19 protein-coding genes are annotated in these 23,991 nt (G+C 48.1%); 12 read left to right on the top strand and 7 right to left on the bottom strand.

Annotated features, from left to right (window positions below; all coding sequences use genetic code 11):
- The first annotated feature begins 12 nt into the window (after positions 1 to 12).
- Genes C7R94_RS02690 through C7R94_RS02705 form a run of 4 tightly spaced genes read left to right on the top strand, consistent with a single transcriptional unit; the run spans position 13 to position 3,717 of the window.
- Positions 13 to 1,215 carry an ROK family transcriptional regulator gene (locus C7R94_RS02690; RefSeq protein ID WP_106778365.1) on the top strand — a complete coding sequence of 401 codons (1,203 nt, stop codon included), beginning with the start codon at positions 13 to 15 and terminating at the stop codon, positions 1,213 to 1,215.
- A gap of 16 nt (positions 1,216 to 1,231) precedes the next feature.
- Entirely contained in the window at positions 1,232 to 1,807 is a 576-nt protein-coding gene (locus C7R94_RS02695; RefSeq protein ID WP_233220460.1) for a Gfo/Idh/MocA family protein, read from the top strand.
- Complete coding sequence (locus tag C7R94_RS02700) at positions 1,804 to 2,799, top strand: Gfo/Idh/MocA family protein (protein ID WP_106778366.1); 996 nt, start codon at positions 1,804 to 1,806, stop codon at positions 2,797 to 2,799. The genes C7R94_RS02695 and C7R94_RS02700 overlap by 4 nt, the downstream gene beginning before the upstream one ends.
- 45 nt (positions 2,800 to 2,844) lie before the next feature.
- The gene (locus tag C7R94_RS02705) at positions 2,845 to 3,717 is read left to right on the top strand and encodes a sugar phosphate isomerase/epimerase family protein (protein WP_106778367.1); all 873 of its coding nucleotides are present in this window, start codon (positions 2,845 to 2,847) and stop codon (positions 3,715 to 3,717) included.
- 104 nt (positions 3,718 to 3,821) lie between these two features.
- On the opposite strand, the gene C7R94_RS02710 is transcribed toward C7R94_RS02705, so the two are convergent.
- Positions 3,822 to 4,175, bottom strand: a complete 354-nt coding sequence (locus tag C7R94_RS02710; RefSeq protein WP_047072088.1) for a DUF805 domain-containing protein — start codon at positions 4,173 to 4,175, stop codon at positions 3,822 to 3,824.
- 206 nt (positions 4,176 to 4,381) lie between these two features.
- Between C7R94_RS02710 and speD the strand changes: the two genes are divergently transcribed.
- Positions 4,382 to 5,191 (top strand): adenosylmethionine decarboxylase, encoded by an 810-nt coding sequence (speD, locus tag C7R94_RS02715; RefSeq protein WP_047072087.1) that lies wholly within the window; start codon positions 4,382 to 4,384, stop codon positions 5,189 to 5,191.
- 473 nt (positions 5,192 to 5,664) lie between these two features.
- Here the strand turns inward: speD and C7R94_RS02725 are convergent, their stop codons facing one another.
- From C7R94_RS02725 to C7R94_RS02745, 5 genes are all read right to left on the bottom strand, one after another.
- Positions 5,665 to 7,383 carry a hypothetical protein gene (locus C7R94_RS02725; protein WP_106778368.1) on the bottom strand — a complete coding sequence of 573 codons (1,719 nt, stop codon included), beginning with the start codon at positions 7,381 to 7,383 and terminating at the stop codon, positions 5,665 to 5,667.
- Between the two features lie 179 nt (positions 7,384 to 7,562).
- Entirely contained in the window at positions 7,563 to 8,228 is a 666-nt protein-coding gene (locus C7R94_RS02730; RefSeq protein WP_106778387.1) for an ankyrin repeat domain-containing protein, read from the bottom strand.
- Positions 8,229 to 8,511: 283 nt separating this feature from the next.
- The gene (locus tag C7R94_RS02735) at positions 8,512 to 9,981 is read right to left on the bottom strand and encodes an S-layer homology domain-containing protein (protein WP_106778369.1); all 1,470 of its coding nucleotides are present in this window, start codon (positions 9,979 to 9,981) and stop codon (positions 8,512 to 8,514) included.
- Between the two features lie 337 nt (positions 9,982 to 10,318).
- Positions 10,319 to 11,014: a response regulator transcription factor gene (locus tag C7R94_RS02740; RefSeq protein WP_106778370.1), complete on the bottom strand. Its 696-nt coding sequence runs from the start codon at positions 11,012 to 11,014 to the stop codon at positions 10,319 to 10,321.
- A 15-nt stretch (positions 11,015 to 11,029) separates the two neighbouring features.
- On the bottom strand, positions 11,030 to 12,493 hold the full coding sequence (locus C7R94_RS02745; RefSeq protein ID WP_106778371.1) for a sensor histidine kinase: 1,464 nt from the start codon (positions 12,491 to 12,493) through the stop codon (positions 11,030 to 11,032).
- A 169-nt stretch (positions 12,494 to 12,662) separates the two neighbouring features.
- Between C7R94_RS02745 and C7R94_RS02750 the strand changes: the two genes are divergently transcribed.
- From C7R94_RS02750 to C7R94_RS02765, 3 genes are all read left to right on the top strand, one after another.
- Positions 12,663 to 13,460, top strand: coding sequence for a carbon-nitrogen hydrolase family protein (locus tag C7R94_RS02750; RefSeq protein WP_106778372.1), 798 nt, complete (start codon positions 12,663 to 12,665; stop codon positions 13,458 to 13,460).
- Positions 13,461 to 13,568: 108 nt separating this feature from the next.
- Positions 13,569 to 13,817: a hypothetical protein gene (locus tag C7R94_RS02755; RefSeq protein WP_106778373.1), complete on the top strand. Its 249-nt coding sequence runs from the start codon at positions 13,569 to 13,571 to the stop codon at positions 13,815 to 13,817.
- Between the two features lie 677 nt (positions 13,818 to 14,494).
- Positions 14,495 to 15,880, top strand: coding sequence for an L-cystine transporter (locus C7R94_RS02765; protein ID WP_106778374.1), 1,386 nt, complete (start codon positions 14,495 to 14,497; stop codon positions 15,878 to 15,880).
- Between the two features lie 360 nt (positions 15,881 to 16,240).
- On the opposite strand, the gene C7R94_RS02775 is transcribed toward C7R94_RS02765, so the two are convergent.
- Positions 16,241 to 17,872, bottom strand: a complete 1,632-nt coding sequence (locus tag C7R94_RS02775; RefSeq protein WP_106778375.1) for a peptide ABC transporter substrate-binding protein — start codon at positions 17,870 to 17,872, stop codon at positions 16,241 to 16,243.
- A gap of 223 nt (positions 17,873 to 18,095) precedes the next feature.
- On the opposite strand from C7R94_RS02775, the gene C7R94_RS02780 reads away from it, so the two are divergent.
- From C7R94_RS02780 to C7R94_RS02800, 4 genes are all read left to right on the top strand, one after another.
- Positions 18,096 to 18,650, top strand: coding sequence for a hypothetical protein (locus C7R94_RS02780; RefSeq protein ID WP_106778376.1), 555 nt, complete (start codon positions 18,096 to 18,098; stop codon positions 18,648 to 18,650).
- Between the two features lie 172 nt (positions 18,651 to 18,822).
- Positions 18,823 to 20,127, top strand: coding sequence for a hypothetical protein (locus tag C7R94_RS02785; protein ID WP_047072068.1), 1,305 nt, complete (start codon positions 18,823 to 18,825; stop codon positions 20,125 to 20,127).
- A gap of 597 nt (positions 20,128 to 20,724) precedes the next feature.
- Positions 20,725 to 21,984 (top strand): amidohydrolase, encoded by a 1,260-nt coding sequence (locus tag C7R94_RS02795; protein WP_106778378.1) that lies wholly within the window; start codon positions 20,725 to 20,727, stop codon positions 21,982 to 21,984.
- A gap of 60 nt (positions 21,985 to 22,044) precedes the next feature.
- Positions 22,045 to 23,448, top strand: coding sequence for a M20 family metallopeptidase (locus tag C7R94_RS02800; protein WP_106778379.1), 1,404 nt, complete (start codon positions 22,045 to 22,047; stop codon positions 23,446 to 23,448).
- The last annotated feature ends 543 nt before the right edge of the window (positions 23,449 to 23,991 follow it).

Genomic DNA, 23,991 nt, shown 5'->3' on the forward strand with positions numbered 1-23,991 from the left:
AGGGATGGTTACATGCGTAGGACGGGTGATTTAAAGCTGATCCAGGAACTGAATCGCTCCATCATATTCGATACGATCCGTCATTACGGGCCCATTTCCCGGAGTGAAATAGCCAAGCGGAACAAACTGAGTCCTACTACCGTGACCTCGGCAGTCAGTGAGTTGATTCGTGACTCGTTCGTATGCGAGGTGGGAACAGGAGAGTCAAATGGCGGACGCAAACCGATATTGGTCCAATTCTCCCCTGACAGTCGCTTTCTGATCGGCATTTCGATCTCTGGCTCGAAGATTACGATTGCCGAGATGAATCTGGAGGCCGCGGTTAAACGAAAGGAAGTCCACTCGGTCAAGCCGTACCAAGGGGAGAGCGTCCTCGCTTATTTGCTGGACATCATTGCGCAATTTTTGCGTGGAGCCGCGGGTCTGGAGAAATGTATGGGAATCTCGATTGTCACGCAAGGCATCGTGGACTCGGTCCATGGGGTGATTCGCTACAATCCAAAGCTCCGCTTGCAGAATGCCCCTGTTAAAGAGATGATCGAGCAGCGTTTCCAGTTGAAAACCTGGCTGGATAACGACACAAACGCATACTTGCTCGCCGAGAAGACCATCGGGGATTTCAGTCATTATCAAAACATGCTGTACGTCACGATTGGGGATGGATTGGGAGCCAGTATTTTGATGAACGGTGCCATCTACAGGGGCTTTAAAGGCGGAGCCGGTGAGTTCGGTCATATCACGATTGATCGGGCAGGTGTGCGGTGCGACTGCGGAAATGTTGGCTGTCTGGAAAATTACGTGAGCTGGCCAACGATTTACTCCAAGCTGGTCTCCTCGCTTGCGAAAGGAAAGACGAGCCGCATTTCGGATTTGGTGGAGCAGGATGTTGGTCGGATTACTCCTGCGGTGTTTCGCCAGGCTTTGGCAGAGCAGGACCCGCTCTCGGTCAGCATTTTGGAGGAAACCGCTTCTTATTTGGCTTCGGGGTTGGTCAATCTAATTCATCTGTTCAATCCGGAAGTCATTATTCTAGGCGGTGAGATTGCATTCGAAAATGAGCTGTTGATCGCCAAAGTAAAAGACTACGTGATGGAATACGCACATGGAATCCTGACGGAGGAACTGGAGATTCGGCCGAATTCGTTGGGTGAAAATGTAGAGGTCGCAGGAGCTGCCGCTGTTTTATTGCAGGATACCTTTCAGTTTTCGCTATAAGAGGGGGAGCCGGATCATGGAATTCGCGAATGCGCTGCGTTTTGCTCCAGAATACGAGCAAGCGCACGAACAAATAAAGAAGGGAGCCATAGGCAAGGCAGGCGTCATTCGCTTGCGAAGAGGTGCTCCCGTATCGTCCCGGAATGGAGACAAATGCATTTTTCAAGTGCTTGGAATGCGTGAATTCGATTGGCTGCGCTGGACGTTCGGCGAAGTTGAGCGTGTGATGGCGCGGGAGGTTAAGTATACGAATGAGTCAGGACAGAGCGTCCACTATGCGCTGGTCATGCTCCGGATGGCAGGCGGGGCAATTGCTCATGTTGAGCTATCTTGGGCGGAGGGGACAGAACATGCTTCCTTTGAGCTTACCGGTGATCAAGGAATGATTACGTATGATAGCCGTGAAAGCACCCCCATTCGCTGGAGTCGGGGAGAGCAGTTTCTTTCGACAACATTCCCAGAGATGGACCAGGAAGTGCCACGTCTGCCTTCTCGTGATCTGCTCGCGGCTCTCGATATCGCTTCCGCGGCGAGAGAATCGGTCAGGACGGGACAACCTGTGACGCTCATGCAAGGAGGTGACGAAGGATGAAGGTAGGAATCATCAGCTTCGCCCATATGCATGCGCATAGCTACGCTACTTATTTGCAGAAGCACCCAAATGCGCAGCTGATAGCAGTCTGGGATGATGACTCGCGCCGTGGAGAGGAAGTGGCCACTGCCTACCAGCTCGATTTTTACGAAGATCTGCAAGCCTTTTTGCAATCCGGTATCGACGCGGTCATTATTTGCTCGGAAAATGCCAAGCACAGGGAGCACGTGATTGCGGCAGCACGAGCGAAAAAGCATATTCTGTGCGAAAAACCGATTGCCACCGAAATTGCGGACGCGCGCGAAATGATTCAGGTCTGCAAAGAGGAAGGTGTCATCCTCCAGGTTGCCTATCCTGTCCGTTTTGCACCTGTGATGGAAAAAGTCAAACAGATCGTTCAGTCAGGTGCTCTTGGAGACATTCTCGCCATCGATGGCACGAACCACGGACAAATGCCAGGTGGCTGGTTCATTGAAAAAGAGCTGTCTGGCGGCGGGGCAGCGACGGATCACATCGTCCATCTGATAGACCTCGTCCGCTGGATGCTCCAAGACGAAGTAAAAAGCGTCTACGCTGAGCTAGACACACGTTTTTACGAGATTGAGGTAGAGGATTGTGGACTGGTTTTTGTGGAAATGGAGTCTGGCGTAATTGTAGGAATCGATCCGAGCTGGTCGAGGCCGAAGACATTCCCGACGTGGGGAGATGTGACGATGCGGATTGTCGGCACCAAAGGGACGTTGGACGTCGATGTCTTCAAGCAACACGCGCTTTATTACAATGACCGCGATTCGAAGCTGCAAAATCTGCCTTGGGCTGTGGATATGGATGAACGGCTTATCGCCGATTTTGTGCAAAATGTCATGGAAGACCGACCACCGTCTATTACAGGAGAAGATGGACTGCGGACACTCGAAGTGGTGAAGGCAGCCTATGAATCCCATCGTCTCAAGCAAGTCGTGACTATCAACAAGGTGCATTTCTCATCATGATGAGCAGTAGCCTTTCTATACAATAAATCAAACGAGGTGGAACTGATGAAAATTGGATTGAGCACTTACAGTCTGCTGACAGCAATCCGAGCTGGGGAAATGAATGTACTGGATGTCGTGCAATGGATCGCTGATAACGGCGGTGAACACATGGAAATTGTGCCGTACGGTTTTACGCTGGTCGATAACTACGAATTGGCAGACGCTGTTCGGGATAAGGCAAAAGCGGTAGGGATCGAGCTGTCCAACTACTCGATGCCGACTAACTTTATTCAACCAGACGAAGAAGCCTTCGAAGCAGAAGTGGCACGTGTAAAAACACATGTCGATCTGCTGCACCGCATGGGCATCAAGCATATGCGCCACGATGTGTCCGCTTTTACTGTTCCCGTAGAGGAGACGACGATCGAGTACTTTGAAAAGCATTTGGCTGAGATGGTAGAGGGCAGCCGCCGAATCGCTGATTATGCCGCGCAATTCGGAATTACAACGACAATCGAGAATCACGGCTGGCTCGTACAGGCAAGTGATCGCGTGCAGCGTGTCTTGCATGAGGTCAACCGCCCGAATTTCAAAACGACGCTGGATATCGGAAACTTCATGTGCGTGGACGAGGCTTCGTTGGTCGGTGTGCAAAAAAATCTGCCTTACGCTTCGCTCGTGCATTTCAAAGATTTTTACTTCCGTCCGTCCTACCATGACCCAGGCGCAGGCAAATGGTTCAAGACGGTCAACGGCAACTTCCTGCGTGGAGCGATAGTCGGACAAGGAGACATCAACATTCGTGAAGTCGTCAAGCTGGTCAAGCAGTCCGGCTATGATGGCTATATCACGGTCGAGTTCGAAGGCATGGAGGATTGTCGAGAAGGTTCCAAGATTGGGATGGACAACCTGCGACGTTTTTGGGACGAGGCGTAAAACGGTAATGGATCAAACGGCATTTGGGGAGTCCCGAACTGCCGTTTTTTCTTTGGGCAAAAAATGAAAAAACCTCTCCCTTATGAGGAGAGGTGATGGAGACATTAGAAGGATTGCGATGATTTTGGATTCGCACCGTATTGGTTGTCTCCCTGGCTGTCTTGGCACAAGAATACGAGCAAAATAATTGCACCGATAAAAGGAATAAACGAGAGAAGGATCCACCAACCGCTTCTTCCCGTATCGTGCAATCGGCGTGCAGTTACACTTAAACTAGGCAGTAATACTGCCAGTGAATAGACCAAGCCCAAAATAGATGCAGTACCAAGTAATGAGTCTACGAGAGCAATTACTAGAGATACGATGATGTTGAACAAAGTGAACATCCAATATTCTTGACGTCTAGCTCTTCCTTCAAAGGCAACGTATTTCTTCAATACGCTTGTATACCAATGCATGATAATTTCCCCCTTTCTTCTAAATTTTGACACACTTCGATATTTTATCACTAAACCCATTGAATTAGAACCATATTATGACAAGATTCCCTAATGCTATCGAATCATTTTGGGTTAGGACAAAAGTAATGAGTATTTATGAGCAAGATGGAGGAAAAAGTAAGAACGAACGAGTTTTGGGACGATACTACAGGGGGAAATGAAGCTTGGAACAAAAAACAGAACAAAACGTTACGCTGCACGGCTTCAACAATTTGACCAAGTCACTCAGCTTCAACATGTACGACATTTGCTACACGAAAACAAAAGCGGAACGGGAAGCGTATATCGAATATATAGATGAACAATACAGTGCCGAGCGTCTGACGAATATCCTGAAAAACGTGTCGGATATTATCGGCGCACATATACTCAATGTCGCCCAACAAGATTATGTGCCACAAGGTGCGAGCGTCACTGTTCTTGTATCCGAGGGGCCAGTCGTAGAAGTCCCTACTGAATCTTATGAGGAATCCCCCGGACCTTTGCCTGAAAATGTTGTGCTGCAATTGGACAAGAGCCATATTACGGTGCATACATATCCAGAGTATCATCCTACGGAGGGCATCAGTACATTCCGGGCCGATATCGACGTGTCGACTTGTGGCGAAATTTCTCCTCTCAAAGCACTCAATTATTTAATTCGTTCGTTTGATACGGACTTGATGACAATTGATTACAAGGTACGCGGTTTTACCCGGGATATTCATGGATACAAGCTGTTTATCGATCACGACATCAGTTCGATCCAAAATTATATTCCCGAGGAAATTAAGGATTTGTTCCACATGATTGATGTGAATGTGTACCAAGATAATATTTTCCATACCAAATGCAAACGCAGGGAGTTTGATCTGAACAATTATTTGTTCGGATACACGAAGGATAAGCTGACACCGGAGGAGCAGGAGGATATTACGAAGCAATTGCAAATAGAGATGGACGAGATTTATTATGGGAAAAATTTTGTGAATTAGTAGCTGTAGTGGGGGAAAGAAGCGCATTTCCAGTCTACGCTTCGGCCTCCGCCCCACAAGGGGGGATTGACTGTCCGCTTCGGAATGAATGGCGGGAGCGCTTCAAACGTAGACAGTTTCGAGGAAGTATCTCATAAGTGAAGCTGAAATTCCCCGTCATTCATTCCTACGCTGAGTTGGGCTCCAGAGGCGCTTGGACTGGAAATGTACTTCTTTCCACATAGCTTTTTGTTCTTCTAGAATACTGATCCAAGTTGTCTTTAAGCGAAATACTCCATGCAGATTACACAAGAAGATGAAATAAAGATCATCTCCCTCAAGACCTCCAGACATAGACATAGCTGCCAAAAAGGTCTAACCTCCGAAATACTCTTCAGCTGTTCGAAAGTCATGTCACATGTTTGGAAGGAGACCGCCCGAACGAAGAGAGGATACAGGCGACTGGAAAACATGTGGCATGGCTTCTCCCGACCTCAACAGTTGGAGGTCATTGTTCTTTTATCTTCTCGAAGAGTTGGATTAAGATAGTAGGCCCGAATCTCCTCCAGCGTTTTTCTAGCAGGCTGCACGAATTCGCGGTCCCAATCTTCGGGAGGGGAATCCAGCGATATGCCCTTTTCCTGCAAGGTTCGAAATAGCTCCTTATCCGCTTGCGTAGGTATCCACCAGGTGTAGACAGGATTCGTTTTGCCATTGAGCAATGATTCGAACATAAATTTCACATAGGTAGCTGTAGAGAGCTCGCCGTAATTGACGTCGAATTCAGGCCCGGGAGCCGGATAATCCTCTGGATAGCGGAACGGGCCAAAGTGAATGGAAATGCCGAGAAAGCCGACAGGTGGAATGTTGTTTCCATACCCCGGGAGGGAGAACGGCAAATCTGCTGCGAAGTGTAGGCGAATCATGACGGAGTTGATGAATTGCCGTTCGAAGAAACTTTCTTTTTGCCAAATGCCGAGTTCTCGTGAAAGAGTATCCCAGTGAATAATGGACGTATTGTGCGCCAGCCAGAAGGCAGACGACATCTGTTCAAACGTTTTGTAAAATTCCTCGTCGTGATCATGGAATGGATCGAGCATGTCGAACAGGCTGAAGCACCCGTGTTTTCTTCTCCATTTTTGCGCGATGATCAGAAAATCAATCAATCGTTGGATTCGCAGCTCCGGGCTGCTCTCATTATTGGCAAACAGAAGCGTTGCTTCTATCAAATCGGCAGTGAAGTTGCCGTTAACAAAATCCCAGTAATTGATTTCACCAGCTTCTACACGTTCTTCGTTAATCCGCTTCGTATCCGTTTCCCATCGCGCAAAAGTGGTGACATCAATGCCGAAATAAAGCTCAGGCAAGAGGTCGCCAAAAATATGGAAGCAATAAGGACTAGACTGCTGGAACCAAGTTTTGATGAAGTCCAGACGCGAAGAGGGAGACACGACTGCGGCCCGTTCCACATAGTTCGCTTTGGCAATCGTTGACTCGAATTCTTCAACGGATGAGGCGATCGCCACGAAAGGGGCTGCTGAGGTCAAGAAGTCCACGCCATCTTCATCGTTGTCGTATTGCACAATGATGTGCTGGAAGGTTGCCTCAGCCAAGGGAGATAACACGAGCTGATTCCAACGGTGCGCGGTTGTATCGTCTATGGCGCCGATGACGACGACGGGTTTGTCTGGTTCCCCGCGAAAAGAAATAGAGGCACCGTTTTGGACGACGATCTTGTTTTGGCAGCGTACGTTGATGGATGTACCTGCTTCAAAGCTGATGGAGGTCCCAGCAGCTATGATGACATCCTCTGGTCCGATCATGTACGGACCATTTTCTGCGCTTAATTCCTCCGATTGATTGATGATCCCCGATAGGCGTTTGTACTTATCCACGTGCAGTTGATAGGTGTGCTGTGGGTCTGGATCAGGCCCAATCGTCAACTGCACGTAGTAAAGACCATCTTCCTCCGGAAAAAACGGAAGGATGATGGGGGCGTTCGGACTATATTCAGCTTCTGCGAGTTTCGTTCGATGGATGTCATAAATTGTGATGGTAGTCAAAGGATGCGTCAGGTTACTCATATGGATTTCAATAGCGTCTGTAGAAGCAAGAAAGAGCTTGTACATCTCCACCTTAGCTTCAAGGTTAGGAGAAGCTTTTCGGATTCGTTTGTCCGTTTCCAGAATCGATGTATACGAGCTGACGGTCATGTGAAACAGGCTCCTATCAAAAAGGTATAGGCATAATGGAATAGTTTACTAGTAATTGACGCCTGAATATAGAAAAAGTTTTGAGTTTTGCAGGGTCTTTTGGTCTATAAAATAAGAAAAAGGATAGGGGTCAGATGAGTTCTGATGATCCTATCCTTTTCTTCAATTTATAAATCTCCCTATTTTCCGCCAGCCTGTGTGAGCATTTCCATCATTTCTTTGTAGCCATGCTTCTTCGCATGTCCGAGAGGCGTCACACCATCGAAATCAGCGAGATTGACATTGGCATTGTGCTCGATCAGGAGCTTCACGATTTCCTGATGCTTCTTGCCACCATCGCCCAAAATCACTGCTTCTAAGAGAGCGGTCCAGCCCAATTTGTTGACATGGTCAATGTTGACATCGGAGGTGGTGAGCAATTCCTTGACGATCTCGACATGTCCACGATCAGCCGCAGGTATCAAGGCCGTTCCGCCAAAACGGTTTGTAATGGTAGTGTCGGCACCTGCTGCTATCGAGGCTTTTACGAATGCGAGCTGCCCTGCTGCACTTGCGAAGAGCAGGGGATTGTCTAAGTTGTTGTCCCGGATGTTGATGTTGGCTCCACGTTCAACCAACAAGTTGAAAACGTCCAGTTGACCGGAGTGGACCGCGATCATCGCAGATGTGCGGCCTCTGCTATCGGTGGCGTCTATATCCGCGCCTTCTGCAAGCAGCCTCTCAATCGCCGTTTTGTCTCCTTGACTGGTTGCTGTCAATAAGGCTTGATTCAGCTTATCCATTTCAACTTTCACCGCCTGGGTTGCTTGCTGCTCGCCACTCGTTAAGAGGGTATTCCAATTCATCTCACACCCTGACAGAATCATGACGGCGGTCAATAGACCTGCATACAGCACAGCGAGCCCACACCTTTCTTTTGATTTGGATACCTGCATCACACAAAAGAGGTAGTTCATAAGTCATCTTTTGATCACGAAGTAGTTTTGAGAGCAAACTCGGCATCGAAAGTAACGTTCACCTTCGAAGTCCGGCACTCATGTAGGTTTCCTACACTCCGCTCCTCCTTCTTCAGGTTCACGTTACTTTCTCGGTGCTGAAAAGCCGACTTTTTGAACTCTCATAAAAAGACTACTCGACTGTCAGCTCGGCAGAAGATTTGCCAGCCCAATCGCCGACAGGTGTTACCGTGTATGTGGTACCTGCTTTCAGTTTACCATCTTGCTGGATGTCAAACACGCCTGTGGTACCTTTACGGCTGGAATATTTGTACGTCGCCAACAGCTTTTCTCCGTCTGCACGAGTGAGTTCTACGCTGCGTCCGGAGAACAGCTCGTCTCCCGGGTCTTCAGTCAGGGAAACAGTGATAGAAGTTTCACTAACTGCTTTGGCTTCGCTAATTTGGAGCGGAGCGATTTCTTTTGCGACGAAGGTTGGATTCGCGATATTTGCCCAGTCGGATGTAATGGTGAACGTAACGCCCGGAGTCAGGACTTGGCCTTCTGGGAGACGGAATTTAATTTCTTGCTTGCCGTCTGTTGATTGTGTGAAAGGCACGTATTTCGCTACGATTGGCTGTCCGCCTTCCGGTGTAATGGTCACTTGTCTTGCTTGCATGGAAGAAATGATTTGATACGTTTTGCCGTCTGCACTGTTGTTTTGATCCAGCACCAATGCATTTGCACCGCGCCCTCCGCTGTAGGCAGAGATGACATATCCGTAATCGATGACACCATTTGCTCGCAGGGACTCGATTTCAAAAGTGTCGTTTGTTACTTGGCGCACCTCTGTCATGTCGATCTTAGTTGCGTTACCTGCGAATGTGCCCGCCTTTTTCCCTTTGTATGTCAGGGTGTAGGTGGTTCCTGGCTTTTGAACCGAGGTCGGCACGATGTAAGTATTGGTAGAACCTGTTTTCAGACGTGGCATATTGGTCAGAGTCAGTCCATCGCTAAAGGCAAAGTCTTCTTTTGCTTTGGCAAATGCTTCGTTTTCTGCGGTCAACGGAGCATCGAACGTCACAATCAATGTAATTTCGTTCAAGGATTGCACGCTGGTGATGGTCGCTTTATCAGAAGGGATTGCCTGGCGAGCTACATTCAACAGATAAGCGGCCTCACCGCGAGTAACGTTGCTGTCTGCGGAGAAGAAGCGTTCCGCCCAGTAGTTAACCGACTTCACATCACGCTTGAGCGCTTTTGCGATGATTTGCACGAATTCAGCATCTGTCACGGTTCCACGTGGATCAAATTGGCCATCTTTGGCTTGCATGATATCGAGGGATACCAGATCAACCGCGTATTTGTAGAACCAGTCATTTGCTTTCACATCCGTAAACGTTACGGATTTATCTGTTTTGCCGCCTTGCAAGCCAAAAGTGTGTGCGACCATTTTTGCCAGCTCGGCACGCGTAACTTGATTATGAATATTACTGCCTTGCATGACTTTCAGCTTGGAGAGTTCAGTCACGGCTTGTTGGATTTCTTGAGCACTCAGGGGAGTGGAAGCTGCTTGCACGTTCAGTGCAGCGTAAGGCAGGGCTGCTGTGCCTATAACAGTTGCGAGCATCATGATCGCGATTTTATTGGAAAGCTTTTTCATCAGTTGGTCCTCCTTTAGATCAGTTGAGTGGGGTGTTGCTTGACTACCTGTAGGATAGTCGAGAGACCTAAACTGCCAAGAAACAAGAGATTAATAGAATCTAAAAAAGTTCTTAAAAAAATATAAAATGACCTCTACCGAAGCCTGGACGTGGAGGAGCGACCGCGTTTTAGCGGAAAGTCATTATGCGCTCCAGAAGGTTTAAGCAATGACGCTTTGAAACGGAGAGGTGATTAAACTTTCTTACACGTAAAAAAAACTCCAGCTTTGACGTGGAGGAGAAAATCCCTCCTCTCATTTTCGCTGAAGGTTTTTGTGATGATCATGGTATTCACGTTTAGACAGTGAATCGGTAACCGGCACCCCAGACCGTCTCGATATACTGCGGATTTGACGGATCGACTTCAATCTTTTCCCGCAGCTTGCGAATGTGCACCGTAACGGTCGCGATATCTCCGCTGGAATCCATGCCCCAGATTCGTTCGAACAGCTCATTTTTGTTAAAAACCCGATTCGGGTGAGTCGCTAGAAATTCAAGCAGATTGAATTCTCTTGTCGTGAAAATAACTTCCTGATTGCGTACGTAGACTCTTCGGGATACTTTGTCGATGACGAGACCGCGAATGTGAATCTCTGCGTTCGTTGGTTGAGCTTGGCGGGCTGTCAGACGCTCGTATCTTGTCAGATGGGCTTTGGCTCTGGCGACCAACTCGCTTGGGCTAAATGGCTTTGTTATATAGTCATCGGCACCGAGATTAAAGGCGCGGATTTTATCGATCTCTTCTTTTTTGGCGGAGACGATCAGGATTGGCACTTCTTTAACTTGTCTGATCTGGCTGCACAATTCGAAGCCGTCCATGCCCGGAAGCTGCAAATCAACGATGATCAAACTGTAGTCACCATTGATGGCAAGTGGCAAGCCTTCGCTGCCAGAGTGGCATAAATCGACCTGAAAGCCGTTCAGTTCAAAATAATCCCGCTCCAGCTGAGCGATAGTCGTCTCATCTTCAATGATGAGGATACGTGAAGACATGGGGATGTGCACCTCCTATTGTTTGTGGATACGTTTTAACGTAAAGAACAGACTCGTGCCTACGCCTTGCTTGCTCTCCACCCAGATTTTGCCGCCGTGCCCCTCGACGATCTGGCGCGCGATGGAGAGTCCCAGACCGCTACCGCCCGTGGAAGAATTACGGGATTGCTCCACCCGATAAAAGCGCTCGAACAGGTGAGGAATGGCTTCTTGCGGGATACCGATGCCGTTGTCTTTTATTTCAATGGTGGCCCAATGAGCGTCCGCTTGAACCGAGACGCAGATGATTTTTTCAGGTTTATCCATGTATTTTTGCGAGTTGCCAATGATGTTTAAGACGGTGCGCTTGATTTTTTCCAGATCGGCAATGACCAGGGTGCCTTCTGCTGTTCGTTGATTCCATTGAATCGTGATGCCCTTCTTTTCCAAATCGTAGTGCAGCTCGTCGATGCAATCATCCAAAAACCGCACGATATCCACATGTTCAAACGTAAATGGCACTTGCTTCAGATCGAGCTTGGAGTAGAGAAACAGCTCATCAACGAGCAAGTCAAGGTCTACTGCCTTGGAGTAAATAATGTTGACGTACTTGTCCATTTTCTCCGGGGTATCAGCTACGCCATCGCGGATTCCCTCGATATAGCCCTTGATATTGGTAATCGGTGTCCGTAAATCATGCGAGATGTTGGAAATCAACTCTTTGCGGCTTTCTTCGTCCGCAAGGCGCAGTCGCACTGATTCCTGCAATCGCTTGCGCATGTTTTCGAACGCTTCGTTCAGTTGTCCAATCTCGTCCTTTGTGTACAGATGGAGCTCAAAATCCAGATTGCCTTCCTTGATGTTCTCAGCTGAATTGCGCAGTAAATCGAGCGGCTTGACGACGCTGCGAGTAATCCAGCGGTATAACAAGACGTTTGCGATGACAATGACGCCGAGGAGGAGGAACACGAGCATGGGCAGCAGTTTGCGGATAACCTCACCAAATGGACTGCGCTCGCGGATCACAAAAACACTGCCTTTTGCTCCATCTGAATATTTGAAGTCAAACTTGGCATACGCATAAAATCTTTCGCCGATGTTGAACGTGTTGCGAATCTGGATGTTGTCCAAGTCATAGGGCGGCAAGCTGTTTTCCAACTCGGGCTGATTGATGGTTGGGGAGGTAAAGACTTGATTGCTCTCTCTGCGGACATACAAGCCGGCTCGTACCGTTTTGAGCTTGAAATCGTAATCGGCAAGCAGCTCCTGATTTTGCAACTGATCCGGCTCATTCTTGGCGAGATATTTCAATTCAAGGAAAATATTCTCTTCTTGTTCTGTCAGCGGATTGAGCTGATAATGCACTTTATAAAAATCGCGAAAGCTGTTGATATCGCCTGTCGCCGCAATCGTAAATAGGCTGGCGGCTACAAAAAACGTCAGCAAGCTAATTACTAGCATCCCTGTGTAAGAGAGCAGCAGCTTGATACGGATGGACATGGACTCACCTGCTTTCGATAGGGTAAAAATTTATGCGCAAGATGACAAGTTCATTATATACAAGACGTCCAGCTGGTAAAGCATATTTACTTGGAACTCGGTCAAAATCAGTTATACTAGCAAGTAAGAAAACGAGAGCTTTGTATGAATGGGAAGGATGGGGATATTCATGAAAGTAGCCATTGCACAGCTGACAGCGACGATGGATAAGACGCAAAATTTGCAAAAAGCAGCCGATTACATTGCTAAAGCAAAGGCAGCAGGGGCAGATTTTGTAATCTTGCCTGAAATGTACAGCGCACCTGCCACGCCAAAGTCGGGAGTAACCCCAGCGGAGGTGGCGGAAAAGCTGGATGGCCCATTTGTTTCCGGCTTGGCAGAGTTTGCTTCGGAGCACGGAGTTTATGTAGTTTGTGGTGTGTTCGAATCTATCGAGGGTGATGAAACTCGTGCTTACAATACGACCGTTTTTCTAGGGCGTGAAGGCCAGCTGCTGCAAGCGTACCGCAAGACACATTTGTACGATGCCTTTTCCTACACAGAATCGGACTTCATCGCGCCTGGGGATAATCCGTATCAAGTGGTGGAAACGGAATTTGGCAAAATCGGGCTGATGGTATGCTACGAGGTGCGCTTCCCGGAAATCGCGAGACAGTTTGCGCTACAGGGTGCCGATATTTTGTTTGTGCCAGCAGGCTGGGTAGCGGGAGCGATGAAAGAGGATCACTGGGAGACGCTCGTGCGTGCGCGTGCCATTGAAAACACGATGTTTGTATGTGCGGCTGATCAGGTCGGAAATATTTTTGCCGGACGTAGCATGTTCGTCGATCCGATGGGTGTCGTAATGGCAAGTGCAGGAGAAGAAGAAACGTTATTGATCACCGAACTGGATGTAAGTCGGATTGAACGAGTACGGGGCAAATTGCCTAGCGTAGCGAACCGCCGAGCAGAACTGTATACCAATTAAATGCCTATGCACACTTTCTCTTTTGTTCAATATGATGGTAACAGATAACTAGTCATTATTTTGGCCCTTATGTAAGCGTCGCCATCATGAGAGAGGGAGTGTGTACGAATGTTCTGGTTCGTATGGGCTGTCGTCGGTGTGGTCGTTTGGTGGGCAATGAGTATGATCTGTACAGGAAAAGCGGCGGGATCAGGCTGGTGGGCTTCGCTCATTGCTGCTCTTTTGGGTAGCTGGCTGGGCGATTTGGTACTGGGTGATTGGCTGTGGATGTGGGCCGGCTTCAACGTCATTGCCGGAGCCATCGGTGCGGTCGTCCTCACTTGGCTGTGGAATTTGGTGGTGAAGCAGCTTAAATAAGCGAAACGATTTCGTATTACGAACTAACCAGGGATCGTCCAAATGGGCGGTTCCTGGTTTTTTCATTGGTCACTTTATATGTGGCTGCGGTGGAGAGAAGAATATTTCCATACTAGGTTCCAGGCTCCGTCCTGCTGAGGGTTAAGACTGTCCGCTCCGAAGGGATTCGCGGGGAAACGCAAAAGTGGTAGCCGCTACGTAGCGCGAGCACGTTGCGTTTCTTTTGCCCGCGAATCCCTTCTCCGCTCGGTTGGACTCCACAAGTCGCTACGTCTGGAAATATTCTTCTCTGTCGTAACTGATCACATTCTTCAATCTTTTAAGGATTTTAAAATGCGGTGAATATTGAAAGCTCACAGAGGAAACAGGAGAAAAAAGCGAAACACGCTCTTAAGCGTCCACCTCTGAAATAACTTCGAGGAAGAGACCACTTTGGACGCGGTTTCGCTTTTTGCATGGAGTCGGGCAGTCAATCCCACAGCGGGTGGGACAAGAAGCTGAGCGTTTTCTCCTGTTTCCTCCCCACGACTACAGCTGGACATTAAGTACCTCTGTGAGACAGTTTGGAATAATACAAAAACAATTCATACTTGACCAGTAGGGATTGTTGGTAATATAACTATATCTATACCGAATACAATAATGAGAGGTACATAAAACGAAAGGGAGGGGAATATATGTCGACGTTATTGATCATCGTAAACATTGTTTTATTGCTCTTATTCATTGCTGGTTTGTATGCCATGCAAAAAAAGCATATTTCTTTTTCCAAGCGAGTATTTGTCGGTCTCGGACTCGGGATTTTATTTGGACTCATTTTGCAATACGTATACGGAGCCAAATCGGATGTACTCAAATCCACCATCGAATGGTACAACATTGTAGGTAAAGGCTATGTGAAGCTGCTTCAAATGATCGTAATGCCACTGGTTTTCATCTCTATTTTATCGGCTTTCACTAAAATGAAACTAACCAATAACATTGGGAAAATCAGTACGCTGATTATCGGACTTTTGGTAGGGACGACTGCTGTCGCGGCAGCAATCGGGATTTCGACTACCTTTGCATTTAATCTCGACGGGGCACAATTCCAGCAAGGGGATGCGGAATCCGCTCGGATCGAACAGGTGGAGCAGCGCTTGGGTGACATCGAGAATTTGAGCATGCCAGCCAAAATCCTGGAACTTCTCCCTGCGAATCCATTCCTCGATCTGACTGGAGATCGGGCGACTTCTACGATTGCAGTTGTCATTTTCTCTGCGATTATCGGTGTTGCGTATTTAGGGATAAAACGCAAAAATCCGGAGCAAGCTGAATTGTTTGCGAAAATTGTGGACGCATTCCATACGATCACTATGCGTGTTGTGACATTGATCTTGCGCCTGACGCCATATGGTGTACTCGCGATCATGATCAGAGTGGCAGCTACTAGTGATTACAATGCCATCTGGCAGCTAGGCAAGTTCGTTGTCGCTTCGTATGTGGCAATGATCATCATGTTTATCATTCATCTGTTGCTGTTGACGTTTGCAGGATTGAATCCAATCACCTATGTGAAAAAAGCATTCCCTGTCTTGACGTTCGCCTTCACTTCGCGCACGAGCGCGGGTGCATTGCCGCTGAATGTAAAAACACAACAAAGCATGGGTGTTCCTGAGGGAATTGCCAACTTCGCAGGTTCCTTTGGGCTCTCCATCGGACAAAACGGCTGCGCAGGAACGTATCCAGCTATGCTGGCTATCATGGTAGCACCTGTCGCAGGAATTGATCCGCTGACACCATCGTTCATCCTAACACTGATCGCAGTTGTGGCACTCAGCTCCTTCGGGGTTGCAGGCGTAGGGGGCGGGGCGACCTTTGCAGCACTGCTCGTCTTGTCTACGATGAACTTGCCAATTGCAATTGTCGGTCTGCTTATCTCCGTTGAGCCGTTGATTGACATGGGACGCACAGCGCTAAACGTAAGCGGCAGCATGACGTCCGGTCTCTTAACAAGCAGAGTGACAAAAGAGCTGGATACCAATGCTTTCAACGGTAACGACCAAAAAACGCTGACTGTGTAAAGTAAATGTAAAAAAACAGGCTGTACCGTCTATCCAGACAGGTACAGCCTGTTTTTGATTTGATGTGTTTTTTATGAAGGTCATCGTAAATCCAACAAGCTACGGAGAGGAAGAGAAAAACGGAGCGACCAGAGGCCTTGGCGCGCCTACCCAGTCGGAACGGAAAAAAGCGGTACACGCTTGTCGACCAACCTCTTCGTTGAGAAGCTTCCGCCCATAGGGTGGCTTTTGGTCGACGTACCGCTTTTTGGAGTGGAGACGGACATCCCTACTTCCCCGTTGGCGTGCCACCAACGGAGGGAGCCCGTTTTTCTCTTCCCCACCACTATGTTCGCACAAACATAAATAGGATTTTATTCTTTACGGATTAACCGAGGTGTACTTAAAGTAAGCGCCTCCCAGCGGGAAGATGATGAAATCCTTCACCTTGTCGTTTTTCACATAAGGGCTTCCACGGAAGTTGATCGGAGCCAGCGGCATTTCCTCCATAAGAATCGTTTCTGCCTCTAAGAGGATTTTTTTGCGCGCGTCCAGATTAGGCTCGTTGTAGCTCTTGTCGATCAGCTCCTTGAACTTGGCATTTTCCCAATCCGGGTGGTTGTTTCCGCCCGTTTTATCACGGAACATCTCCAGGAAATTGATCGGGTCGTTGAAGTCTGCGCCCCATTGGAAGCGGATCATGTCAAAGTTCGCTTGCGATCTCATGTCGCGGTACACCTTCAGCTCTGCAGTGTACAGCTTCACGTCGACGCCGAGTGCTTTTTTCCACTGATCTTGCAGGGCTTCTGCCAGTTTTTTGTTGGTATTATTCGAGTCAAAGGTGTAGGTAACGGTCGGGAAGGTTGAGAGTCCGAGCTCCTTCATACCTTCTTCTAGCAATGCTTTTGCTTTTGCCGGGTCTTCTTTAAAGTAGCCATCTGGTTTTAATCCCATGGAAGTCGGTACCCAACCATAGGCGGCTGGAACACCCGTCTGCAAAATATTGTCGATGATTTCCTGACGGTTGATGGCATATGCGAAGGCTTGGCGAATTTTTTTGTTGTTGAACGGTGGTTTGGTCGTATTAAAAACAACGGATTGTGTGCCCGGATTATCCGCGACCATTAGCTTGCCTTCATCTTTGAGTGTAGGGATTGCGTCGGTCGGAAGTGTCGAGGCAGGATAGCCGCCCCAGTCGATGTCGCCATTTTCGAACATCGAGAACGCTGTATTGTTGTCCTCGATTATAGCAATTTCGATTCGATCGAGCTTGACGTTGTCGCGATCCCAGTAGTTTGGGTTTTTCGTAAAGACGATTCTGCTTTTGTGCTCCCACGTGTCCATGATGAATGGACCATTTCCCACGATGGTTTTCGCTTCATTCGCCCATTTCGGGTTTCCTTCCAGCGTTTTTTGATGCAACGGGAAGAGGGTCGGGAAGAAGGTTAGCTCACGGAAAAATGGAGTTGGAGACTTCAGGTTGAATTCCACGGTGTAGTCATCTACAGCCTTGACGCCTACATCCTCTGCTTTGCCTTTCCCTGTATTGTACTCCTCTCCTCCTTTAATGTAGTAAAGCTGATAGGCGTACTCGGACGCTGTTTTCGGATCGAGGTTGCGTTTGATCGCATAGACGAAATCATGGGCGGTGACGGGATCTCCGTTGCTCCACTTGGCGTCCTTGCGAATTTTGAAGGTGTAGTTCATGTAATCCGGTGAGTTGGTGAAGCTCTCAGCCGTTGCATTGACGAGTTGTCCATTCAGGTCATAGCTGGTCAAACCCTCAAAGGCAGCGTAAATCATGTCAAACGAATCCGCGTCGACGGCGATCCCAGGGTCCATCGAAGGCGGCTCGCTGTTAATGCTCCATTTTAACACCATCGGCTCTGTTTTTGTCGCTTCTGCAGGTGTAGTGGAGCCAGTGGGTTCAGCGGGCGCGGAAGAGTTCGAGCACCCCGCTAGTACCCCGAATAGCAAGGTAAGACAGGTTGCAATTGCCAGTCCCTTTTTCATAAATACCCCCCTAAAAATGATAGAAAACGTATATTCAGAATATTTGCTAGTGTTTTCGATAGCAAAGGAATTTTTTTAGTTTCTCGATAAAAAATATTTACTTAGATCATTGATGGATAGGAATAATGATAGAGAGTTAATTGATTTTTCTTAAAAATTTACTCGTTTTTAAAGTTATGGTATATTTTGGTAGATGTTAATGATAGGAGAGGTGGGAATCACTATGTTTAAGAAAATGGTTTTCTCAGCATTAGGTGTAGCCGTATTTTCTGCAGTGTTAACGTCTCCGATTCAAGCCACTAGTGTTGGTGAGCAGAAAGAACATTCATTAGTTTCTGCCAAATGGAGCTCGGATGAGGAATGGATTCGTAAGTCCGCTGCTGTTCCAGCAGGTTGGGTCGTCATTCGTGAAGACCTAGGTTCCAAGCTAATTAAAAATACAGCAGGTGCTCCATATGGTACAGAATTAAGAGTTAGCAAATATTCTCCCGTTCCAGCAGGATGGGTAGTTTTACGAGATGAAGTAGCTGGTCGTGTGATCAAATATGTAATAGGAGCATCTTATCGCACGGATTTTAATGTGACTAAGTTCTCCCCCGTTCCAACTGGATGGGTTGTATCGCGAGAAAATTATGATAGCAAAACGATCATGAATGTCGTTGGCGCTCCTTATGGAACCGTATTATTAGTAAGCAAATATTCACCTGTTCCGCCAGGATGGGTTTACGAGAGACAAGATGGTAATGGGAAGTACATTAAAAACCTGAATCGCTATTAATCGTATTCAAATAAAGATCGAACTGATGGTTAAGGCGTATATAACCATCAGTTCTTTTTTTATTCTTTTTCGTTCGGCAACACACACTTGGCATTTGATGGACAAAGACAAGTGTACATGATATGAATGAGGAAAAGGTGTCTATCAAGAACAGGTAGGAGATAACGCCCTTATGTATAGAATCGGTGTTGTAGGACCGCTTCCTTCGGTGGAACGGATACTGGCGGTCGCGAATGAGTTTGAGCATGAAATCGAATTTGTTCCGTTTCGTTATGAAGACGTGCGTGAAGTAAGCAAGATCGTTCTGGAGCATCATGTGGATTTAAATGGATGGTTTTTCTCTGGCCCGGTTCCATTTACGATCGCGAAAAACGTACTCAGCCCGGATGCCAATATCGTGTATTGCCCACCGAACGGTTCGAATCTGTACCGCTGCTTCATTCAGATGTCGATTGATCAAAAGACAGCCGTGAACCGTGTATCCATTGATATGATTGATTCGGAAGGAACGCATTTGCGCGAGTCGATGTCGGAGCTGGACATACCGGAAGAGGGGATTTACGTCAGTACGTACGACGAGAATTTTGACCTCGATGCGATCACGCAGTTTCATGTATCACTCTGGCGTGAAGGCAAGACACAAGGGGCGTTCACCACGTTTTCTGTGGTTGAACATGCGCTGCGCGAAGAAGGCATTCCTGTCTATCGTGTCCTGATGACGAAAATGGAGATTCGTCAGGCGATGAAAATCGTCATCGAAAAGGTGAAAAGCTCCTATTTCAAGGACACACAAATCGGGGTAGAGATCATTGAGCTCGAGCAGTTTGACAAGATTCCCGAGCGGGCGAGCACGCGCTTTTACTTGCAGCATCTGGAGCTGAAGATCAGACAAATTCTGCTTGCGCTCTGTGATAGGCTGGACGGCTCTCTGCTGGCAAATGGCAACGGACGCTACCAGATTTTTAGTTCGCGTGGTGCGATACAACGAGAAATTGAAATGCTGCGACATACGGTGGAACAGCTCTCTTTGGAGGCAGAGGTTCCGGTTGCGGTAGGTGTGGGCTTTGGGGATACAGCTTTTTCTGCGGAAAACAATGCGCGAAAAGCAATCCAGCACGCAAAAGAACGACCGGGGGCGGGCATTGTCGTCGTACAGGATAATGGCGTCATGATGGAATCGGTGGGAGAAACAGAGGAGCTCGCCTATTCGTTCCGCTCCAGTGATCGCGAGCTGCTGGAAAAGCTGAATCGGGCCAATGTAAGTGTCAAATCGTATCATAAGCTGCGTGCGCTGGTTCAGCGTATGGGCTGGAAGTCGTTTTCGACGTCGGATATCGCTTCGCACTTGTCGATGACGGTACGGAATGCCCAGCGGATTATGGGCAGCTTGTGCGAAGTGGATTTGGCTGAGTTCAGTGGGGAAGAGCAGCAGGCTGTGCGTGGACGACCGAAGAAGCTTTATCAGTTAAAGAAATGAGGGCACCCGACGAGAGGCTTCGGGTGTTTTTTCATATTACGTGGCTGCGGTGGGGAGAAGAATATTTGGTAGCCGCTATGTCTGGAAATATTCTTCTCTGTCGTAACTGATGATATTTCTTCATTCTTTTAAATCTCTAAAAGCCTGTTTAAATAGGGAAAGCTCGTAGAGGAAACAGGAGAAATAAGCGAAGATCTTAGGGACACCGACCGAGACGGAATGCAAAAAGCGAAACACGCTCTTAAGCGTCCACCTCTGAGACACATCCTTAATGAACCACTTTGGACGCGGTTTCGCTTTTTGCATGGAGTCGGGCAGAGGGTCCCCCAGCGGGTGGCCCTAGAATCTGAGTGTTTTCTCCTGTTTCCTCCCCACCACAACAGCGAGGCGAAATTTTTCTATTTTTCAATAAGTCTTACAACTTCTGTTGAAAAAACGGAGAGGTAACTATATAATTCAATTAAGCGAAAATGTCCTTTAATATTCGTATATTTGTAAGGGTTTACATTTGCCAGTCTTCTCATATTTCTAGAGCTTGCCTATCGGACCTGGGCATGGAAAAACACATGCTCCAGAGTTAACAGGAGGAATTGAACGATGTTGGATCTGGTTTCGTTGCGAAGAGATTTTCATAGACATCCAGAGGTAGGTTTTACGGAGTTCCGTACCGCTTCCAAGGTAGTAGAGATTTTGACGTCCCTCGGCTTTGAGGTCATATACGGACAAGAAGCAATCGATGGAGATTCTCGCCGGGGCTTGCCTTCCGAGGCGGTTCTCGAGGCAGCGTATGAAAGAGCTTTGCGTGACGGTGCAAACCCGGCAATCGCGGAAAAAATGCGCGGTGGCTATACAGCAGTGATCGGTGTGAAGAAAGGAAAGGCACCTGGACCAACGGTTGCTTTCCGTTTTGACATGGACGCACTGCCTGTATTGGAAAGTACGGAGCAAGACCATTTTCCACAAGCGAATGGCTTCCGCTCCCACTATGAAGGCAACATGCATGCCTGCGCTCACGACGGTCATACCACGATCGGCTTGGGATTGGCAGAAGCGCTTGCAGCAGGAGATTTTTCCGGTACGCTCAAACTGATCTTCCAACCAGCCGAAGAAGGTGTTCGCGGCGCATACGCGATCGTGGAAAAAGGTCATTTGGATGATGTTGACTATATTTTCTGTAACCATTTGGGGGTCAATGTGCCGCTAGGTGAGGTACATGGCGGTTCCTACGGATTTTTGGCTACCACGAAAATGATGGCGCATTTCTACGGTGTTTCTTCACATGCTGGTGCATCGCCAGAGCAAGGGAAAAATGCATTGCTCGGAGCGGCTACCGCCCTGTTGAACATTCATGCGATTCCGCGCTTCAGCACTGGTGATACGAGAATCAATGTGGGTGTGCTGGAGGGCGGAACAGCCGCGAACATCATTCCGGCCTATGCCAAGATGGTTGTGGAGACTCGCTCCATTACTGAAGAAGTAAATGCAGAAGTAGAAAACCGCGTACGCAACATCATCGCGCACAGTGCCGCTATGCATGAGCTCGACTACAAGATCGAAGTCGTCGGGGGAGCAATCCCGATCAACTACGATGTGGAGATGGCAGAGCTGGCCCTAGAAGAAGCCAAGCAAGTAGAAGGCTTCCATTCCTTTAAGCACGGCGAGTACAACTCGATGGGCAGTGAAGATGCCAGTTTTATGATTAAACGCGTTCAGGATCGTGGCGGAAAAGGAACGTACATGGCAATCGGCACGGATATCCCGGCGCCTCACCACCATCCGAAGTTCGATATACAAGAAGAGATTTTGCCACGCAGCGTAGCGCTTTTGAACCGAATTGCAAGACGATTGCTGACGTAAAAACGTTCCTAGCTGAGTGGAAAAGCACGTGGACAACGAGGGCAGAGAGGAGGTTTGCGAATGCATACCAAGCGAATTGCAGAAATGATTGAGAAAAAACGAGATGCCTTCATTAAAGTGAGCGACCAGATTTGGGACTTTGCGGAGACTCGTTTTGAAGAGTACCAATCGGCTGAACTGCTGGCTCAAACACTCGAAGGAGAGGGCTTTCAGGTAGAGCGCGGTGTAGGCGGAATCAAAACGGCCTTTATTGGAAGCTTTGGCAACGGCAATCCTGTCGTGGCGATTTTGGGAGAGTTCGATGCTCTGTCGGGCATGAGCCAGAAAAAAGGCCAAACTACAGAAGAGCCTCTCGTAGCAGGCGCAAACGGACATGGCTGCGGACACAACTTGCTCGGTACCGCTTCTCTTGCGGCAGCCGTTGCAATAAAAGAGTACATGGAAGAGAACAACATGACAGGGACTGTTCGTTACTACGGCTGTCCAGGGGAAGAAGGCGGCTCCGGGAAAGCGTTCATGGCGCGAGCAGGATTGTTTGATGACGTGGACTTCGCACTTTGCTGGCACCCAATGGGCTACAACAGCATCATGTCCATCGATTCACTCGCGAACTATCAAATTTACTTCAAGTTTAAAGGAAAGAGCGCCCATGCGGCAGCAAGTCCACATCTCGGTCGGAGCGCACTGGATGCGGTGGAATTGATGAACGTCGGCGTGAACTACTTGCGTGAACACATTATCCCGGAAGCACGTGTGCACTATGCCATCACGAACGCCGGCGGCTTGTCGCCAAATGTGGTTCAAGCAAAAGCAGAGGTACTGTACCTCATACGTGCGCCAAAGGTTGATCAAGTACAAGAGATTTACGAGCGCGTATGCAAAATTGCCCAAGGCGCTGCACTCATGACCGAAACCGAGGTAGAGATCGTATTCGACAAAGCGTGCTCAAACCTCGTGCAAAACAAGCTGCTCGAAGAGGTCATGTACAAAAACTTCCAGGAGCTGGGCGTCCCTGTGCATGATGAGGCAGAACTGCAATTGGCAAAAGAAATGCGTGCGACGTTGTCCAAGCAGGAGCTCGCTACTTCGGAAAAACAGTCACCGGACATGCCTGCCCCAGACATGGTGACATGGCTCAATCCATACGATGGATCAAAAATCCCGCTGAACGGCTCCACGGATGTAGGGGATGTGAGCTGGATTACGCCAACTGCACAATGCACAACTGCGTGCTATATGAACGGCTCCACGCTGCACTCCTGGCAATGGGTGTCCCTTGGGGCTACATCCATGGCACATAAAGGGATGCTGCATGCGGGGAAAGTCATGGCTTCTACAGCTATTGACATGCTGAAAAACCCAGAGCTGATCGAACAGGCAAAAGCCGAGCTGAAACAGCGTCTGGGCGGTCAAACGTATGTATGTCCGATTCCAGAGGGCGTCATGCCTTCTGTAAAAAAATAAGAGACACATGGAAATAACACGCGGACGACTTCTGAATGATCAGGGTCGTCTTTTTTGTTCAAGAGCAGATGAAAGCTCTGCTCATGTTGCCATAAAGCCTCACTGCAATCAATCGAGTCAGGCGGCAAGGCAGTCGTTGTCTGTGACTTTTTGTCTTTGACCGAAAATGTGTAGGCGATTTTCGATTGCAGAATCCATTGTCGGATGAAAGCAGAGGCTTACGGGCTGGAGTTTGTCTCCACTGAATTTCTGAATGATACGGCTGACTATATGGAAGCTCTTATGGAGTTGATTCGTGAGAGTTTGTTGTAACGTGAAAATGTAGCCTTTAACGATGTTCTTTTATAACCAATTACCAAATATTGCATTTGATTAAGCGAATGGCTCATGTTATATTAAAAATCCGCCTTACAAAAACGGGCGGAATTCGAAAGAAACAAAACGAAAGACTCAAAATATTACCAGTTGACTCGAAGTAATCATACGTGGTATATTATGAGTCCGGCACTTTTGAAGTGCTAGTGAAAATGCTCTTTGAAAACT

The organism is Brevibacillus sp. NRRL NRS-603, from assembly GCF_003013445.1.
GTDB lineage: Bacteria > Bacillota > Bacilli > Brevibacillales > Brevibacillaceae > Brevibacillus > Brevibacillus formosus.

Excerpts from the sequence above, each read along its gene's own strand:
- C7R94_RS02785 (WP_047072068.1), top strand. The coding sequence starts at position 18,823 with ATGTATAGAATCGGTGTTGTAGGACCGCTTCCTTCGGTGGAACGGATA.
- C7R94_RS02745 (WP_106778371.1), bottom strand. The coding sequence starts at position 12,493 with ATGTCCATCCGTATCAAGCTGCTGCTCTCTTACACAGGGATGCTAGTA.
- C7R94_RS02735 (WP_106778369.1), bottom strand. The coding sequence starts at position 9,981 with ATGAAAAAGCTTTCCAATAAAATCGCGATCATGATGCTCGCAACTGTT.
- C7R94_RS02695 (WP_233220460.1), top strand. The coding sequence starts at position 1,232 with ATGGAATTCGCGAATGCGCTGCGTTTTGCTCCAGAATACGAGCAAGCG.
- C7R94_RS02690 (WP_106778365.1), top strand. The coding sequence starts at position 13 with ATGCGTAGGACGGGTGATTTAAAGCTGATCCAGGAACTGAATCGCTCC.
- C7R94_RS02725 (WP_106778368.1), bottom strand. The coding sequence starts at position 7,383 with ATGACCGTCAGCTCGTATACATCGATTCTGGAAACGGACAAACGAATC.
- C7R94_RS02710 (WP_047072088.1), bottom strand. The coding sequence starts at position 4,175 with ATGCATTGGTATACAAGCGTATTGAAGAAATACGTTGCCTTTGAAGGA.
- C7R94_RS02800 (WP_106778379.1), top strand. The coding sequence starts at position 22,045 with ATGCATACCAAGCGAATTGCAGAAATGATTGAGAAAAAACGAGATGCC.
- C7R94_RS02755 (WP_106778373.1), top strand. The coding sequence starts at position 13,569 with ATGTTCTGGTTCGTATGGGCTGTCGTCGGTGTGGTCGTTTGGTGGGCA.
- C7R94_RS02750 (WP_106778372.1), top strand. The coding sequence starts at position 12,663 with ATGAAAGTAGCCATTGCACAGCTGACAGCGACGATGGATAAGACGCAA.
- C7R94_RS02780 (WP_106778376.1), top strand. The coding sequence starts at position 18,096 with ATGTTTAAGAAAATGGTTTTCTCAGCATTAGGTGTAGCCGTATTTTCT.
- C7R94_RS02740 (WP_106778370.1), bottom strand. The coding sequence starts at position 11,014 with ATGTCTTCACGTATCCTCATCATTGAAGATGAGACGACTATCGCTCAG.
- C7R94_RS02705 (WP_106778367.1), top strand. The coding sequence starts at position 2,845 with ATGAAAATTGGATTGAGCACTTACAGTCTGCTGACAGCAATCCGAGCT.
- C7R94_RS02700 (WP_106778366.1), top strand. The coding sequence starts at position 1,804 with ATGAAGGTAGGAATCATCAGCTTCGCCCATATGCATGCGCATAGCTAC.
- C7R94_RS02765 (WP_106778374.1), top strand. The coding sequence starts at position 14,495 with ATGTCGACGTTATTGATCATCGTAAACATTGTTTTATTGCTCTTATTC.
- C7R94_RS02775 (WP_106778375.1), bottom strand. The coding sequence starts at position 17,872 with ATGAAAAAGGGACTGGCAATTGCAACCTGTCTTACCTTGCTATTCGGG.
- C7R94_RS02795 (WP_106778378.1), top strand. The coding sequence starts at position 20,725 with ATGTTGGATCTGGTTTCGTTGCGAAGAGATTTTCATAGACATCCAGAG.
- C7R94_RS02730 (WP_106778387.1), bottom strand. The coding sequence starts at position 8,228 with ATGAATTGGAATACCCTCTTAACGAGTGGCGAGCAGCAAGCAACCCAG.